Below are 16,663 nucleotides of genomic sequence, written 5' to 3' on the forward strand. Positions count from 1 at the left end.
CACAGTCCACCAAACCCGGCCGTTCCGGTGTGCCACTTACCGCTGACAGGACGTGCCAATCAGCGCTGACATTTACACGACACGCATAACGCGACCGTCACAGGCAATTACCTCCACCATCTGCGGATGGATGGCGTGCGCGGCGGCGGCAATTCGCACATCGTCATCGCCGAGAATGTGATCACCGATTTTGCCCCGGCGCCGGGCGATCACCCCGACGCCATTCAGATGTGGACCTCGCGTCAGGGCAGCGCCGCGTCGAACATCACGATCCGCGGCAACATCATCGATCGCGGGGCTGGTGCCGCGATGCAGGGCATCTTCCTGCGCGATGAAAAGTCCGGCCTGCCCTATCGCGACGTCGTGATCGCCGACAACATCGTCATCGGCGCGATGTACAATGGCATTGCCGTCCTGTCGAAAAGCCCCTCGCTGGTGGTGAAGGACAATGTGGTCGCGCGCTTCCCCGATCAGAAAAGCTGGATTCGGGTTCAGGAAGGGGCCCGCCTCACCGGCAATGCCGCGCCGCTCTACCTGATCGGCGCGGCCGCCCCGGCCACGCCGCCCAGCAACACGGTCATGCCGGTCACCGGCGACCGCGGCCGATTCGCGCTGCGCCGCTGGATCAGCAACCGTTCCATGGCCGGTTATCATGCGACGTGGCGGCAACAGGCGCCCGGCCTGTGACGCGCCGCGCGCCGCCGGGATGGCAGCCTGCCAGTGACTGATCTGAACCGGCCGCTCGCGCTCCGCCGCACCATGGTGACGCCCGCTTCCCGTGCGCATGGGCCTCAGCGCAAGGGGCCGCTCGTCCGCGTCCACAATGGGCGGCTCGTCCGTACCGACACCGCCGTGGACCGGCAGCCGCTCGATACACCCTCGCTGCCGACGGAGATGGCGGCAGCACCTGCGCATTTGTCGCTTGCCCGCCGGCTGATGATCATCGGCTTCATCGCCACTCTTTTCCTGCCGTCGCTCTACGATGTCGGATCGATCCGGCTCTCGCCCTCCTTGATCCTCCTGATCGTCACCTTGCCGGTAATGTTGGGCCTGTGGGCAGTCGGCCGCGCGGGGCAGCGGTCGGTGATCGACGCCCTAGTGCTGGCCTTCGCCATCTGGGCCGCGGCCACCCGCTTCCTCCTGCTCGACCCGCGCGACGCGATCGAGCCGGCCGGCGTCGTATTGTTGCAAAGCGCCGGCGCTTGTTTTGCGGGCCGCGTGCTGGTGCGCGACGCACCCTCGATGCGCTACACCTTCGCCGTCGCGATCGTCGGCGTCATCCTGCTCGCCCCCTTCCTCATCTGGGAATCCGTCAGCGGAACGAAGCCGCTGCTCGACCTGGCCGGCCGCTTCGGACAGGCACTCGCACCCACCTATATGGAGGAACGCTGGGGCTTCAGCCGCGCGCAGGGCGTGTTCGAACACCCGATCCTCCTCGGCGTCTTCTGTGCAACCTTGATGGCGCCGGCAATCTACATCACCGCCGCCCGTCGCACGCTCGCGTTCCGCAGCGGCATCGCGTCGACCGTGGCCATAGCCACGCTGACCTCGCTGTCCACCGGCGCGCTGCTCAGCATGAACGTCCAGTTCGCGCTGATGATCTGGAACCTGCTGCTCCGCCGCGTCCAGCGCCGCTGGATCATCCTCATCGCCCTGTGCGTCGCCGCCTTTGTCGTGACCGACCTGCTGTCGGATCGAACACCGTTTCACCTCTTCGTCGACTACGCCACCTTCAACACCCGCAACTCCTACAACCGCATCCTGATCTGGGAATTCGGCACGGCAGACGTGATGCGCAGCCCGCTGATCGGCCACGGCACCGACGAATGGGAACGGCCGGCGTACATGAGCAACAGCATGGACAATTTCTGGCTCGTCATCGCCTACCGTTACGGGCTGGTCGGCCTCGCCCTGCTGGCGTCCGTGTTCATGCTCACATTGTTCCGCGCATCAAAGGGCGGCACAGCCGGGGACGATGAGGCGGCAATCCGCCTCGGCTACGTCTTCGCCGTCGTCGCGACGATGGTCGCCATCGTCAGCGTTCACCTTTGGAACAACAGCTACATCTGGCTGATGTTCGTGCTCGGCGCGGGCGGCTGGCTGGTCGAGGCCGCTCGCCCCCGGAACGAGGCCAAAGTGCGCCGGGGACAGGCCGCTCCCCCCGTCGTCGCCGGCCATTTCGCGCCACTGCCATCCTGATCCAAGGCAAGGAATCCATCACCGTGCGCTTACTGCGATCAGGATCGATCGTACTGTTCAGCAACTGCGTGGACGTCGCCGCGGTCCTCGTGCGCAACGTCCTGCTCGCCCGCTTGCTCTCCGTGACGGAGTTCGGCCTCGCCGCCACCTTCGCCATACTGATGACGATTGTGGAGACATTTCAGAACGTTGGCCTGAACCGTCTCGTGGTGCAGGATCCCCGTGCCGACGATCCTGCCTTCGTCTCCAACCTCCACGGCGCGCAGATCGTGGTCAGCTTCATGGCGACCATCCTTCTCATACTGGTCGCCTTCATCTTCGCCGCGGCCACCAAAACCATCAGCCAGACCGGCGACTACCTGATCCTCACCGTCGTTCCGCTCATCAACGCCTTCACAAACCTAGATATTTTCCGAATGCAGCGCGATGGACACTTCGCTCCGCAAGCGCTGCGGTCGCTGCTCTCGCAACCCCTGGGCCTGCTCGCCATCCTGCCAGCCTATTGGTTCTTCCACGATCACCGCGTCGCCCTGGCCGCCATCCTCACGCAGCAGGTGAGCGCCGTCGCCCTCTCCCACGTCGGTGTCCAGCAGAGCTATCGGGTCAGTTTCGACGGCACGATCGCCCGGCATGCCTTCCGCTTTGGCTGGCCGCTGGTCGTGAACGGCCTGTTGATGTTCTTCATCCTGAACGGTGACCGGATGATCGTCCTCAATAGGTTCGGCCCGGAATCCCTGGGTTGGTTCAGCGCGGCGCTGATGCTGACGATGATCCCCAGTAATCTCGCCGCCAAGTCCCTCCAGACGCTGGCGCTGCCCGCACTGGCGAAAACACAGGCAAGGCCGCAGGATCATGCACATCTCTACACCGTCCTGATCGCCCTTTCCGCGCTGTTGGCAATGACCTTGACGGTGGGCGCACTGCTTCTCGGAGCGGCCGTGCTCGACCTCCTGTTCGGCGCCCGCTTTCATGCCGCGGCTGCGTACATCGTGCCGCTCGCTTGCCTGAACGCCTTGCGACTATTTCGCGCCGCGCCCGCGATTGCTGCCCTTGCCTCTGCCGAAACGCGCAGCCCGCTTTACACCAATATCGTGCGGCTCGCCGGCGTGCCGGCCGCACTGGCGATCGCCGCAACAACCGGCAGGATCGACGCCATGATCCTCGCGGGGATCGGCGCGGAACTCGCCGCTGCCTACTGTGCTGGCCTGTTCACCAACGTGCCCCATGGCCGCATGCACGATGGCTATTATGCCACGCTGGCGCTTCTTGCTGCCTCGATCACGCTCGTCCTGCTCGCACACTATGTGAACGGCTATTATGCGCTGTTGCTCGCCGCCCCTTTCGCAATTGTCGGGCTGCGGCTCGCGGGATTGACGGCAAACCGCTCCTCAATCCTCGCTGCAATCCCTCGGCTCGGCCAGCACAAAGCGGCGGAACAAAGCAAGATCTATCCATAACGGACCAGCCCGCTTGCCGGAACCCGCCCCCAGCATCACCGATGCTGCACGGTAAAATGAGCGGAATACGATATGCGATGGTGGTCTTCCCTGTTCGGCCAGGCACAAGAGCAGGCGACCACGCCGGAAATCGGATCGGCGCCGCACATCGAGCAGCCGGTCGCAACGCCGCGCCGCACGGCGCATGTCCTTCCCCGTTTCCGCGGCACAGCGGTCGATCGCGTCGCCCCCAGCACCAGCAGCTACGACCAGCTTCGCCTCCGGCTAAGGGCGGCCTTCACGCCCGCCCGACCCGTCATGGAGCCAACGAGGTTCGCTGGACGGGGTGAATTGCTTCGAACCGTCATACGGGCGGTGGAGGATCAATATTTGCACGTCGTGCTCTTCGGTCCGCGGGGCATCGGCAAGACATCCACGCTGCACGTCCTGTGCGGTATCGCCCGCGAATCCCGTTATCTCGTACGCTACGTATCCTGCGGTGAACGCAGCAATTTCGACGCCTTGTTCCGCGCGATCCTGGCGGACACGCCGCTGTTGTTCCACGACAGCTATGATCCCACCGCCAATGAGATCGAATCCGGCCTCAGCTTCAAGGACCTGCTCGACGATCAGCCGCTGACGGTGGATCTCGTATCCGACATCTTCGATCGGCTTGCCGGAACGAGGCTGCTTGTGGTCCTCGATGAATTCGACCGGGCGGGCGATGCGGATCTGCGCCGGTCGATCGCAGAGCTCATCAAGAACCTGTCCGACCGCGGCAGCCGTGTTCAGCTGATCATCGCGGGCGTCGCGCAGAGCCTGACCGAGATCATCGAGCATGTACCCTCGATCCGGCGCAACATCCTGGGCCTGCTACTGCCCAACATGACGCAGGACGAGATCGCCGACTTGATCGACGCTGGACAACAAGCCAGCGGGATGAGCTTCACGCCCAAGGCGCTGCAGCTCATCAGCCTGGCGGCACTGGGGCTTCCTTATCTGGCCAGCCTCATCGCCCAGCATGCCGGGTTTGCGGCGCTCGAGCGACGCTCCGACCGGGTGGATCACAATGACGTCGAACGAGGAATGGGTCAGGTGCTTGACCATCTCCAGCTACGCATCGCGCCGGGCACCAGATTGCGTGTGGACGAAGCGATACGGGACGGTCACGAGCGGGCATTGGGCAGCCTCGCGCAGGTGTCCCTGATCAACAGCTTTCGACTGCCCGTGGCGCAGATCCCGCGTGATCCGGCCGGCCAGCCGAATACGTCAGCCCTCCTGCAGCCGCTTCATGACAGATATGGCCTGATCGTTCCCGTCGTCGACGAACCAGACACTTATGTGTTCAGCGACGATGGCGTACCCCTGTTCCTGTGGGTACGACTGATGCTCGCTCATGCGCGCAGCTGCAGCGACGCCGCAACCTGACCGACCAATGCTCTCGCCAACGTAGCGCGCGTAGGCCGTCTTAGCCCAGCTTGTTCACTTTCTCCTGAAGGCGGGACAATTCCGCCTTCAGCGCGGCGATCTCATCATCCTTGCTCGCGGGCGGCGCTGCCGTCGCCGCCGGCTTGAACGCGCTGGTCGCGGCTTCGAACATCGCCATGTTGCGCTTGGCCATTTCGGCAAAGGGCGATCCGGCAAAGGCGCCCTCGACCGCCGACTTGAACTGCGCCTGGTTGCGGCGGAAGCTTTCCATCGACGCTTCCAGATAGCCGGGCACCATGGCCTGCATCGAGTCGCCGTACATCGAGATCAGCTGCCGCAAGAAGTTCACTGGCAGCATCGGCTGATCGCCACGTCCCTCCTCCTCCATGATGATCTGGGTGAGGATGCTGTGGGTGATATCCTCGTCGGTCTTGGCGTCGACGACCTTGAACTCGCGGCCATCGCGGGTCATCGCGGCGAGATGCTCGAGCGTGATGTAGGAAGAGCTTTCGGTATTGTAGAGGCGCCGGTTGGCGTATTTTTTGATGATGATCACGCCATCTACGCTATGCTGCTTCTTCATCGCGCTGCCCCGCTAATGATGTCTTTCCGCGGTACAGCATCCCATATGGCGCTGCAACAAGTCTGACCTTTGAGACATCGGTGTCATGCTGCGCAAAAGGCGTGCAGCATGCAGAAACTTAGCTTCACTCGATCGTAGCAAGACCTGACGGCAGCTTGACGGCAGGCGCCGAATTCATGCCTGGGCGCGAAGAGCGCCGTCTGCGCGTCATTGGCCATGCTGCGCAGCATTACCCGGCGACCACGAAGCTGAGGGTCGCCGACCCCGTGGTAGCCACGTACGGCAAGGCTTCCAGAAAACCCGCCACGCGGCAGTCCACCAGACCCGGGCCGCCGCGGCTCAGTCCGGGCGAACGTCCAGAATCGTGATCGCATCCTCGCGTCCGTTGAACGCCACCACCTCGTCCGCAGCACCGCCGATCAATGCGCGGGCGAGCGGTGCCGAGAACGCGACCTTCCCCGCTGCCGGATCGGCCTCGTCATCACCGACGATGACGATCTCCTGCTCCTTGCCGTTGAGCGTGAAGCGGACGCGGCTGCCAAACGCCACCTCGTCCTCCGGTGGCCGCGGGGCGAGCACCGCCGTCACGCGGCGCGTATTCCAGTAGCGAAGCTCGCGCGCGATCTCGGTCGCGCGCATCTCGTCCGCGCCGGATTGTTCCTCGGTCAGCGCCGCGATCCGCTCCTCGATCAGCGCAAGGCCGCGCTCGGTGACGAGATTGGGTCCGCTGGGCAGCGGCAGTTCGAACCGCGGCTCCCGATGCTCCTCGTCGCTCTCCCGGCGAAAGGCGACGCTCACGGCTTGTCCTGAAGCGTGCGGATGATCCCGGAGAAATCGGTGCCCGCGTTGCCGCCATTGACGAACGAGGAGTACAGCTCGGTCGCGTGCGTGCCGAACGGCAGGTCGACGCCCGCCCGCTCCGCCGCCCCCATGGCGAGGCGAAGATCCTTGAGCATCAGCGCAGCGGCGAACCCGCCCTCATAATTGCGGTCGGCGGGACTCTCCGGGCCGACGCCCGGCACCGGGCAATAGGTGTTGAGCGACCAGCTCTGCGCCGTCGCCTTGCTGGCGATGTCGTAGAAAACCTGCAGGTCCAGCCCCAGCCGCTCGGCCAGCGCCAGCCCCTCGCAGGTCGCGATCATCGTACCCGCCAGGATCAAATTGTTGCACATCTTCACGGCCTGCCCCGCGCCGCTGTCGCCGGCATGGATAACCGCCTTGCCCATCGCTTCCAGATAGAGCTGCGCCTCTTCGAACCCCTTTGCGGTGCCGCCGACCATGAACGTCAGCGTGCCGCCATTGGCGGCGGCAATCCCGCCCGATACGGGCGCATCGACGGCCTCAAGCCCGCGTGCTGCGGCCGCCGCGGCCAGCTCGCGCGCGGTTGGTACGTCGATGGTGGAACAGTCGATCAGAACGGCCGACGGCGCCGCATTGCTGAACACGGCCTCCTTGTACGTCGCCGCGACATGGGCGCCGGCGGGGAGCATGGTGATGACGGCCTCCGCGCCGACCACGGCCTCTGCCGCGCTCTGAACGGGCAGGCACCCCGCCTGCTTCGCCCGATTGAGCGCTTCGGCATCGAGGTCAAAGGCGCGCACATCATGGCCGGCCTTGGCCAGGTTCGCGGCCATGCCGCCGCCCATGTTGCCCAGGCCAATGAATGCAACGCGTGCCATATTCTTCTCCTTAGCGCCGCGCCGCTGCGGCAGGCGCCTTGTCCCGCGGAGCTGAGATCACCCGCCCCGCTGTTCAATGGTGGTTCGTGCGGATGAGCCGGCGGGGGCTCAGCGCCCCTTCCAGACCCCCTGCCGCTTCTCGACGAAAGCGGCCATGCCCTCGGCCTTGTCCTCGGTCGCGGTCAGGATCTGGAACAGTCGACGCTCGGTCAGGATGCCCTGCGCCAGCCCGGTCTCAAAGGCCGTGTTGACCATTTCCTTGTTCACCATCGCGGCCATCGGCGGCATCGAGGCGATCAGTTCCGCGGTCTTCAGCGTCTCTTCAAGGAGCGAGGCGAGCGGCACCACTTTGGCGACGAGGCCCGAGCGTTCCGCTTCGGCAGCATCCATCATTCGGCCGGTGAGGCACATTTCCATCGCCTTGGCCTTGCCGATCGCACGCGTCAGCCGCTGCGAGCCGCCCATGCCCGGCGCAACGCCAAGCTTGATCTCGGGCTGGCCGAACTTCGCCGTGTCGGCCGCGTAGATGAAGTCCGCCATCATCGCGAGCTCGCACCCGCCGCCCAGCGCAAAGCCGTTGACCGCCGCGATCCACGGCTTGCGCGTCGCCACGACGCCGGTCTGCCAGCCGGCGAAAAAGTCCTGCAGGAAGAAATCGGCTGCGGCCATGTCGGCCATCTGCTTGATGTCCGCGCCGGCGGCGAACGCCTTCTCGCCCGATCCGGTGAGGACGAGGCAACGCTGGCTGTCGTCCTTGTCATACGCACCGAACGCCGCCGACAGATCGGCGAGCACATCACTGTTCAGCGCATTCAGCGACTGCGGGCGATTGAGCGTGACGAGCGTGACGGCACCGCGCTGCTCGACGAGGATGTTGGCGTAGTCGGTCATCATTCTCTCCCCATCCCTCGCCGCGGCACTGCCAGCGGCGAAGGGTTCATTGGTCAATCGTGCGGCGTCCACGCCTCTGCATCGGGCAGCGGTGCGAAGATCTGGTCGATCACATGATCGCTGACGCCTTCAGGTGTCGCCGGATCCCATTTCGGCGCATTGTCCTTGTCGACGATCACCGCGCGGACACCTTCGAGGAAGTCGTGGCGCTGCACCACGCGCGCGCCGACGGCATATTCCTGGCGCATCTCGTCGGCAAAGCTCGCCATCCCCTTGCCGTCCTTCAGCAGCTTCAGGCTGACCTTCATCGTCTGCGGCGACTTGGTCTTCAGCGTCGCGAGCGTCGCGGCGGCGAACTCACCGCCATCCGCCTCCAGCGCGGCGTAGATGTCCTCGAGCTTGTCCGATGCGAACAGCCGGTCGATCTCGGCGCGCTTGTCGAGCAGCGCCGCCGGCCCCGGCTCGGCGGACAGCGTATCCAGCGCCTCAACGATCGCGCCGGGATCGGCAGCGATGCGGCGCTTGGCCTCCTCGACCTGATCCGCCGGCAGGTAGTGCGTGGCGAGGCCCAGCGCGAAGGTCTCCTCGCCGTCGAGCCGGTGGCCGGTCAGCGCCAGATATTGTCCGATCCGCCCCGGAAGGCGCGACAGATACCAGCCGCCACCGACATCGGGGAACAGGCCGATGCCGGTTTCGGGCATGGCGAACTTCGTGTTCTCGGTCGCCACGCGATAGCGGCACGGCTGCGAAATGCCGACGCCGCCGCCCATGGTGATGCCGTCCATGAAGGCGACCGTTGCCTTCACATAGGTGAACAGGCGGTGGTTCATGCGATATTCGGTGTGGAAGAATTCACGCGCCTCCGCGCCGTCCTTCGCGCCGCTTTCGGCGAGCATTCGGATGTCGCCGCCGGCGCAGAAGCCACGGCCTTCCGCGTGATCGACGATGATCGCCCGGACGCCATCGTCGCCGCGCCATGCCTCCAGCGCGTCGAGCACGGCGACGCACATCGGGGTGGTGAGCGCGTGGATCGCCTTCGGGCGGTTCAGCCGGATGCGGCCGATCGGCCCGTCGACAAAGGTCAGAACGTCACTGGTCATCCGCAAAATTCCCGAAACTTGTGCGTGAGAGAGAGAAGATAAAGACGTTCGTTTCGCAGGCGATCTTATCTTCTCTCACACGTACCGCGTGTAGGACAGTTACTGGCGCGTCAGTTCGCGGCCGACGATCATCCGCATCACCTGGTTCGTTCCCTCCAGGATCGAATGGACGCGCAGGTCGCGCCAGAAGCGCTCGATCGGGTAATCCATCAGATAGCCATAGCCGCCGTGCAGCTGTAGCGCGCGATCGACCACCGACGAACCGGTGTCGGTCGCCAGTCGCTTGGCCATCGCGGCAAAGCGCGTCTTGTCGGGCGCATTCGCCGTCACCTTCGCGGCGGCGACATAGAGCAGGTAGCGCGCCGCCTGAAGCTCGGTATCCATGTCGGCGAGCGTGAACTGCGTGTTCTGGAAATCGGCGATCGGCTTCCCGAACTGCTGGCGATCCTTGGTATAGGCGATCGCCTCGTCCAGGCAGCGCTGCGCCCCGCCGAGCGAACAGGCGCCGATGTTCAGGCGACCGCCGTCAAGGCCCATCATGGCGAAGCGGAAGCCTTCGCCTTCCTGCCCGACGCGGTTCGCCACCGGCACCTTCACATTGTCGAACAATACCTGCCGGGTCGGCTGCGCATGCCAGCCGAGCTTGCGCTCATTCGCGCCGAAGGAGACGCCCGGCATGTCCTTGTCGATGACGAGGCAGGAAATGCCCTTGGGGCCATCGGCGCCGGTGCGCACCATCGTCACATAGACTTCATTCTCGCCCGCGCCGGAAATGAACTGCTTCGATCCGTTGACGATATAATGGTCGCCCTCCAGCCGCGCGCTGGTCTTCAGCGCCGCCGCGTCGGAGCCGGAGCCCGGCTCGGTCAGGCAATAGCTCGCCATCTTGTCCATGGTGACGAGGCTGGGCAGATAGCGGCCCTTCAGGTCGTCGGAGCCGAAGCGGTCGATCATCCACGACGCCATGTTGTGGATCGAGATGAAGGCGCTGGTGGCGGGGCAGCCATAGGCCATCGCCTCCATGATCAGCGCGGCTTCCAATCGGCCGAGATTGATCCCGCCGCTTTCCTCGCTGACATAGATCGCCGCAAAGCCAAGCTCCGCGGCGGCCTTGATCGTCTCGCGCGGGAAGATGTGCTTTTCGTCCCATTCGGCAGCGAAGGGGGTGATACGGTCCGCGGTGAAGCGGCGCGCGAGATCCTGAATCTCGCGCTGGTCGTCGGTAAGATCAAACTGGTCAGTCATGTTCCGGCTCTAGCGAAAGACAACGGTGCGTGCACCATTGCGCAGGACGCGGCGCTCCGCCATCCAGCGAACGGCCCGCGCGAGCACCTGCGCCTCGATATCGCGTCCGATGCCGATCAGTTCCTCCACGGTCGCACGATGGTCGACGCGCTCCGCCGCCTGTTCGATGATGGGCCCTTCATCGAGGTCGGTGGTGACGTAATGCGCCGTCGCCCCGATCAGCTTCACCCCGCGCGCATGCGCCTGGTGATAGGGCTTGGCCCCCTTGAAGCTCGGCAGGAAGCTGTGGTGGATGTTGACGCAGCGTCCGGCGACCTTGGCCACCAGGTCCGCCGACAGGATCTGCATGTAACGCGCCAGCACCAGCAGCTCGGCCCCGCTGCGCTCGAACAGGTCGAACAGCGCCTGTTCCTGCTCCGCGCGGTTGGCGGCCGATACCGGCAGGTGATGGAACGGCAGGCCATGCCATTCCGCCAGCCCCTGCAACGTCGTGTGGTTGGACACCACGCCGACCGGCTCGATCGGCAGCGCGCCGATCGACCAGCGGTGCAGCAGGTCGTTCAGGCAGTGCGAGGTGTTGGAACAGGCGATCAGCACCTTGGGGCGATGATCGGCCGGCACCAGCGTCCAGTCGAACCCGAACCGCGCCGCGACGCGCGACAGCCCCTCTCGGCAGTCCGGCCCGCGAAACACCAGCCGCATGAAGAAGCGGCCGCTCTCAAGATCGGCATATTGCTGGCTGTCGAGGATGAAGCCATCCGCCTCCGCCACGCAGCCGGCGACCGCGGCCACGATCCCGCCGCGGTCCTCGCAGGAAAAGGTCAGGATCCAGCCTGTCGCGCTTCCCCCGCTCATGCGCCGCACCGCGTATATTGCAGCTTGCGACCGTCGACGAGGCGCGTCAGCGTGACGCCATCCTCACCGAGGATCAGGGGTGTTTCCTGCGTCCACTCCTGCCCCTCGCCGGTGAAGGTCAGCGTCACGCGGACCTCCGTCGGGGAGATCGCCTGAAGACCGCGCACCGCGGCGCGCGATTCGTAGAAGGTCAGGAGGTCCGGCGCGATCACCATCAGCCCGGCATTGTTCCCGGCCGTGCCCGTGCAATCCTCCGCCGTCAGGCCCCAGCGCCCGATGAAGGGCTGGGGCAGACGGTTCACCGGCGGCTTGATCTCGACGGGAACGATCGCAGCGATATTGTCGACCGCCACGATGTTCTCCGCCGCTTCCAGCGCATTGTTGCCGATCTCCTCGACCGGCGTGCCGCAGGCGGCGAGTGACGCCGCGGCTGCGGCAGCAAACAGGAAGTTACGCGCCAAGGTACCTCAGCCCATCGTCGGGATGACGAACGCGTCCTGGACGCGCGACGGGCCGCCGTCCTCGCTGCCGCGCGGCAGATCAGCGGAGCCGTCCGGCCAGCGCTGGGTGACGGTCTTCACCTTGGTCCAGAACTTCACGCCTTCCATGCCGTGCTGGTTGGTGTCGCCATAGGCGGACCTCTTCCACCCGCCAAAGGTGTGATAGGCGACCGGCACCGGGATCGGCACGTTGATGCCCACCATGCCGACATTGACGCGCGCCGCGAATTCGCGCGCGGCATGGCCGTTGCGCGTGAAGATCGCGACGCCATTGCCGTATTGATGGTCGCTCGGCAGGCGAAGCGCGGTCTCGAAGTCGGGCGCGCGGACGATCTGCAGCACCGGGCCGAAGATTTCCTCCTGATAGCTCTTCATCTGCGGCGTCACGCGGTCGAACAGCGACGGGCCGACGAAGAACCCGTCCTCATGCCCCTGCAACGTGAAGCCGCGGCCATCGACGACCAGTTCCGCGCCCTCGTCGACGCCGGTCTGGATCCACTGTTCGACGCGCTGCTTGTGCGCGGCGTTGATGACCGGGCCGTAATGCGCCTCGGCATCGGTCGAGACGCCGACACGCAGCTTCTCGATCGCGGGGATCAGCTTCTCGCGCAGCGCATCGGCGGTCTTGTCGCCGATCGGCACCACCACCGGCAGCGCCATGCAGCGTTCGCCAGCCGAGCCGAACGCCGCGCCCGACAGGTCGGCGACCACCTGGTCGAGGTCAGCGTCGGGCATGACGATGCCGTGGTTCTTCGCGCCGCCCATCGCCTGCACGCGCTTGCCCGCCGCGACACCGCGCCGATAGACGTAATGCGCGATGTCGGACGATCCGACGAAGCTGACCGCGCCGATCGCCGGATGATCGAGGATCGCGTCGACCATCTCCTTGTCGCCGTTGACGACCTGGAAGATGCCCTCCGGCATCCCCGCCTCGCGCATCAGTTCGGCAAGGCGCACCGGCACCGACGGGTCACGCTCCGACGGCTTCAGGATGAAGGCATTACCGCAGGCGGTGGCGACCGCACCCATCCACAAGGGGATCATCGCCGGGAAGTTGAACGGCGTGATGCCGGCACCGATGCCGATCGGCTGGCGCATCGAATAGACGTCGATGCCCGGCCCCGCCCCCTGGGTGAACTCACCCTTCAGCACATGCGGGATGCCGCAGGCAAATTCGACCACTTCCAGCCCGCGCTGAATGTCGCCCTTGGAATCGGCGATCACCTTGCCGTGCTCGGACGACAGGAGGTGCGCCAGCTCGTCCATGTTCGCCTCGACCAGCGCCTTGAACGCGAACATCACGCGCGCCCGGCGTTGCGGGTTGGTCGCGGCCCAGGCCGGCTGCGCTGCCTCGGCAGCCGCGACGGCCCGATCGAGATCGGCCTGCGTGCCCAGCGTCACCTGCGCCTGAACGCGCCCGGTATTGGGATCGAACACCTCGGACACGCGCCCGCCGGCGCCACCCTGATGGCCGACGATGTGATGGTCGATGACGCGCATGATACTCTCCGTTGTTCTGTCGGGCCTTTAGCGTCGGCGCCTCCGCACCGACAACCCATCGCTTGCAATCTGGACGCGCCGCCGGCCGGTCAGGCAGGCGCGGAATCGCGCACCACTTCCGGCAGGATCGCGTCGAGCAGCAGCATCCCCTGCTCGCTCACCGTCAGGCGGCTGCCGTCGAGCCGGATCAGCTCGGGCAGCCGAGCGATCGCGGCAAGATCGACGATGGCGGCCATGTCGCGCCCGGCCATCGCCGCGATCCGCGCCAGATCCACGCCTTCGCGCAGCCGCAGCCCCATCAGCAACGCTTCCGACGCCTGCGTCGCGGGGGCCAGCGGCTCCTCCGCCTCCATCCCGTGCCCGTTGCGCTCGATCGCGGTCAGCCAGTTCTCCGGCTTCTTGCGCCGCACGGTGGCGAGCCCCTGCCGCCGGCCATGCGCGCCCGGGCCGACCCCGGCATAGGTCTGGTAGCGCCAATAGGCCAGATTGTGCCGGCTCTCCGCACCCGGCCGGGCATGATTGCTGATCTCATAAGCCGGCAACCCCGCCGCCGCCGTGATCGCGCGCGTCATCTCGAACAGGTCGGCCGCATCGTCGCCATCAGGGATTGTCAGCCGCCCCGCCGCCGCCTCGGTGGCGAAGCGCGTGCCGGGCTCGATCGTCAGCTGGTACAGCGACAGATGCTCGGTCCCGAACGACAAGGCACGGCGAAGCTCCGCCTCCCATTGCGCCAGCGTCTGCTCGGGCCGGGCATAGATCAGGTCGAAGCTGACGCGCGGGAAAACCGATTGCGCGATCTCGAGCGCGCCCAGCCCCTCCGCCACGTCATGCGCGCGCCCCAGGAAATGAAGCGCCGCGTCGTCCAGCGCCTGCAGCCCCAGCGACACGCGGTTGATCCCCGCCACCGCCAGATCGGCGAAGCACGCCGCCTCGACCGACGACGGGTTCGCCTCCAGCGTGATCTCGATGCCCTCGTCGAACCCCCAATGCCGCTCCGCCGCGTCCAGCAACGCGGCGACGGTCGCCGGCGGCATCAGCGAGGGCGTGCCCCCGCCAAAGAAGATCGAGCGCAGCTTGCGCCCCGGCAGCACCGCGGCCTCATGCGCAAGGTCGATCAGCAGCGCCTCGCGCCACTTCTCCTGGTCGACGGAGGCGCGCACATGGCTGTTGAAGTCGCAATAGGGGCATTTGGAGACGCAGAACGGCCAATGAATGTAGAGCGCCAGGGCATTGTCGAAGGGCATGGTGCCGCCGATATGGCCGCGATGCTCCTCCGACGCCACCTCGCCGCGCTCGTTCTTTTTCTTTCCGGCTGCCTTTTTCTTTCCGGCTGCGCGCAAGGCCCCGAACGGGTGTATGAGGAAAAGGTGTCGCAGGCGCCCGCCCCCCGTGGCGGCGCATTGCTGAGGCAGGTCATGCTCTCCGCGCACAATCGCGCGCGGGCCGAGGTGGGCGTCCCGCCGCTCACCTGGGATCCGGCGCTGGCCGCATCGGCCAGTCGCTATGCCCGTGAACTGGCGCGCACCCGCCGCTTCGCCCACGCCAGGCAGCCGCAGGGCCCGACGCGTGAGGGGGAAAATCTGTGGACCGGCACGCGCGGCGCCTATCGCTTCGACGAAATGTCCGGGCATTGGGTGGCCGAGCAGCGCTATTTCGTGAACGGCGTCACGCCCGCGTTCAGCCGCACGGGCAAGTGGCGTGACGTGTCGCATTATACCCAGATCATCTGGCGCAACACGACGCGCGTCGGCTGCGCGATCGCGTCCAACCGGCGCGACGATTATCTGGTTTGCCGGTACAGCCCACCCGGCAACGTGGTGGGCCAGCGCACGCTCTGACGCGCGCCGGCCCGCCATTGTCAGAAAATGGCGGCAACCATCTGGCGGAACGCATCGGCGCGGTGGCTGATGGCGTGCTTCGCCTCTTCCTCCATCTCGCCGAACGTCAGGTCATGTCCGTCGGGCAGGAACATCGGATCATAGCCGAACCCCTTGGTCCCGCGCGGCGGCCAGACGAGCGTGCCGTCGACGCGCCCCTCGAACCATTCGACATGGCCGTCGGGCCAGGCCAGCGCCAGCGCGCAGACGAAATGCGCGTCGCGCGGCGCATCCTCGATCTCCGACACGCGCGCGTGGACTCGGCGCATCGCCTCGCCGAAATCCTTCGTCTCGCCCGCCCAGCGCGCGGAGAAGATCCCCGGCTCGCCGTTCAGCGCATCGACGCAGATGCCGCTGTCATCGGCCAGCGCCGGAAGGCCCGACAGGTCGGCCGCCGCCTGCGCCTTCAGCTCGGCATTCATGACGAATGTCGTGCCGGTCTCTTCCGGCTCGGGGAGGTCGAGCTCGGCGGCCGACACCACTTCCAGGCCGTGCCCTGCCAGCAGGGCCGCGATCTCGCGCACCTTGCCGGGATTGTGGCTGGCGATCACCAGCTTGCCGGGCTGCAGCTTGCGGATCGCCTGCGGCTCGTTCCCCTCGCCGCTCATGCGCCGATCGCCCGATCCTGCGCGGCGAAGATCTCGTTGCAACCGATCCGGGCCAGCCGCAGCAGGCGCAGCAGCGCTTCCTCGTCATAGGTCGCATGTTCGGCGGTCGCCTGCGCTTCCGCGATATGCCCGTTCTGCAGCAGCACGAAATTGGCGTCCGCGTCCGCGTTCGAATCCTCGTCATAATCAAGGTCGAGCACCGGCTGCCCCTGGAAGATGCCGCAGCTCACCGCCGCGACCTTCTGGGAAATCGGGTCCTTCTCGATCTTGCCCGCCGCCATCAGGCTGTTCACCGCCATGCGCAGCGCGACCCACGCGCCGGAAATCGACGCCGTCCGCGTGCCGCCATCCGCCTGGATCACGTCGCAATCCAGCACGATCTGCCGCTCGCCGAGCGCCTGCATGTCGGTGACGGCGCGCAGCGAACGGCCGATCAGCCGCTGGATTTCCTGCGTCCGGCCGGACTGCTTGCCCTTGGCCGCCTCGCGGCTGCCGCGGGTGTGGGTGGCGCGCGGCAACATGCCATATTCCGCCGTCACCCAGCCCTGGCCCTTGCCGCGAAGGAACGGCGGCACGCGTTCCTCGACGCTGGCGGTGACCAGCACCTTGGTGTCGCCGAAACCGATCAACACCGACCCTTCGGCATGACGGGTGAAATTCGGCTCGATGGTGATGGCGCGCATCTGGTCGGGCGCACGGCCGCTGGGACGCATGATCATTATTCTCCGCAGATCATCCGACACCATCTGCATGGGCGCTGGT

Annotated in this window: 16 protein-coding genes and 1 pseudogene; 5 read left to right on the forward strand and 12 right to left on the reverse strand. The window is 66.1% G+C overall.

The genetic code is table 11. The annotated features are described in order from the left end of the window. Positions 1-93: 93 nt before the first annotated feature. The 4 genes and pseudogenes from ACH0BU_RS11860 to ACH0BU_RS11875 all read left to right on the forward strand — a co-directional run. Positions 94-687 (forward strand): annotated as a pseudogene (locus ACH0BU_RS11860) (right-handed parallel beta-helix repeat-containing protein); the annotation flags it as partial. Between the two features lie 33 nt (positions 688-720). Continuing rightward, positions 721-2,199 (forward strand): O-antigen ligase family protein, encoded by a 1,479-nt coding sequence (locus tag ACH0BU_RS11865; protein ID WP_500264046.1) that lies wholly within the window; start codon positions 721-723, stop codon positions 2,197-2,199. Positions 2,200-2,288: 89 nt separating this feature from the next. Then, the gene (locus ACH0BU_RS11870; protein ID WP_500264089.1) at positions 2,289-3,656 is read left to right on the forward strand and encodes an oligosaccharide flippase family protein; all 1,368 of its coding nucleotides are present in this window, start codon (positions 2,289-2,291) and stop codon (positions 3,654-3,656) included. A gap of 72 nt (positions 3,657-3,728) precedes the next feature. Then, positions 3,729-5,063 carry an AAA family ATPase gene (locus tag ACH0BU_RS11875; RefSeq protein ID WP_500264047.1) on the forward strand — a complete coding sequence of 445 codons (1,335 nt, stop codon included), beginning with the start codon at positions 3,729-3,731 and terminating at the stop codon, positions 5,061-5,063. Between the two features lie 40 nt (positions 5,064-5,103). Here the strand turns inward: ACH0BU_RS11875 and phaR are convergent, their stop codons facing one another. The 10 genes from phaR to hemW form a co-directional block, all read right to left on the reverse strand. After that, positions 5,104-5,646: a polyhydroxyalkanoate synthesis repressor PhaR gene (phaR, locus tag ACH0BU_RS11880; protein WP_046410158.1), complete on the reverse strand. Its 543-nt coding sequence runs from the start codon at positions 5,644-5,646 to the stop codon at positions 5,104-5,106. A gap of 339 nt (positions 5,647-5,985) precedes the next feature. Then, positions 5,986-6,444: a GreA/GreB family elongation factor gene (locus ACH0BU_RS11885; protein ID WP_136451715.1), complete on the reverse strand. Its 459-nt coding sequence runs from the start codon at positions 6,442-6,444 to the stop codon at positions 5,986-5,988. Beyond that, the gene (gene mmsB / locus ACH0BU_RS11890) at positions 6,441-7,358 is read right to left on the reverse strand and encodes a 3-hydroxyisobutyrate dehydrogenase (protein ID WP_350026932.1); all 918 of its coding nucleotides are present in this window, start codon (positions 7,356-7,358) and stop codon (positions 6,441-6,443) included. Before mmsB ends, ACH0BU_RS11885 begins: the two co-directional genes overlap by 4 nt. Before the next feature lie 75 nt (positions 7,359-7,433). Next, positions 7,434-8,216: an enoyl-CoA hydratase-related protein gene (locus ACH0BU_RS11895; protein ID WP_046411653.1), complete on the reverse strand. Its 783-nt coding sequence runs from the start codon at positions 8,214-8,216 to the stop codon at positions 7,434-7,436. 53 nt (positions 8,217-8,269) lie between these two features. After that, entirely contained in the window at positions 8,270-9,316 is a 1,047-nt protein-coding gene (locus ACH0BU_RS11900; RefSeq protein ID WP_500264048.1) for an enoyl-CoA hydratase/isomerase family protein, read from the reverse strand. A gap of 99 nt (positions 9,317-9,415) precedes the next feature. Continuing rightward, the gene (locus ACH0BU_RS11905; protein WP_046410152.1) at positions 9,416-10,561 is read right to left on the reverse strand and encodes an acyl-CoA dehydrogenase family protein; all 1,146 of its coding nucleotides are present in this window, start codon (positions 10,559-10,561) and stop codon (positions 9,416-9,418) included. Between the two features lie 9 nt (positions 10,562-10,570). After that, on the reverse strand, positions 10,571-11,416 hold the full coding sequence (purU, locus tag ACH0BU_RS11910) for a formyltetrahydrofolate deformylase (protein WP_500264049.1): 846 nt from the start codon (positions 11,414-11,416) through the stop codon (positions 10,571-10,573). After that, the gene (locus ACH0BU_RS11915) at positions 11,413-11,877 is read right to left on the reverse strand and encodes a hypothetical protein (protein ID WP_052742571.1); all 465 of its coding nucleotides are present in this window, start codon (positions 11,875-11,877) and stop codon (positions 11,413-11,415) included. The genes purU and ACH0BU_RS11915 overlap by 4 nt, the downstream gene beginning before the upstream one ends. 6 nt (positions 11,878-11,883) lie before the next feature. Further along, entirely contained in the window at positions 11,884-13,416 is a 1,533-nt protein-coding gene (locus ACH0BU_RS11920) for a CoA-acylating methylmalonate-semialdehyde dehydrogenase (RefSeq protein WP_145118758.1), read from the reverse strand. Between the two features lie 89 nt (positions 13,417-13,505). Continuing rightward, a complete protein-coding gene (gene hemW / locus ACH0BU_RS11925) occupies positions 13,506-14,660 on the reverse strand; it encodes a radical SAM family heme chaperone HemW (protein WP_500264090.1) in 1,155 nt (384 codons plus the stop codon). 12 nt (positions 14,661-14,672) lie between these two features. Here hemW and ACH0BU_RS11930 point away from each other — a divergent pair, with 12 nt between their 5' ends. Next, positions 14,673-15,254, forward strand: coding sequence for a CAP domain-containing protein (locus tag ACH0BU_RS11930; RefSeq protein ID WP_500264050.1), 582 nt, complete (start codon positions 14,673-14,675; stop codon positions 15,252-15,254). Between the two features lie 20 nt (positions 15,255-15,274). Here the strand turns inward: ACH0BU_RS11930 and rdgB are convergent, their stop codons facing one another. Beyond that, entirely contained in the window at positions 15,275-15,901 is a 627-nt protein-coding gene (gene rdgB / locus ACH0BU_RS11935) for an RdgB/HAM1 family non-canonical purine NTP pyrophosphatase (RefSeq protein WP_500264051.1), read from the reverse strand. After that, the gene (rph, locus tag ACH0BU_RS11940; RefSeq protein ID WP_046411647.1) at positions 15,898-16,614 is read right to left on the reverse strand and encodes a ribonuclease PH; all 717 of its coding nucleotides are present in this window, start codon (positions 16,612-16,614) and stop codon (positions 15,898-15,900) included. Before rph ends, rdgB begins: the two co-directional genes overlap by 4 nt. Positions 16,615-16,663: the final 49 nt, after the last annotated feature.

Source organism: Sphingomonas olei (assembly GCF_045369765.1).
Taxonomy (GTDB): Bacteria; Pseudomonadota; Alphaproteobacteria; order Sphingomonadales; family Sphingomonadaceae; genus Sphingomonas; species Sphingomonas panaciterrae.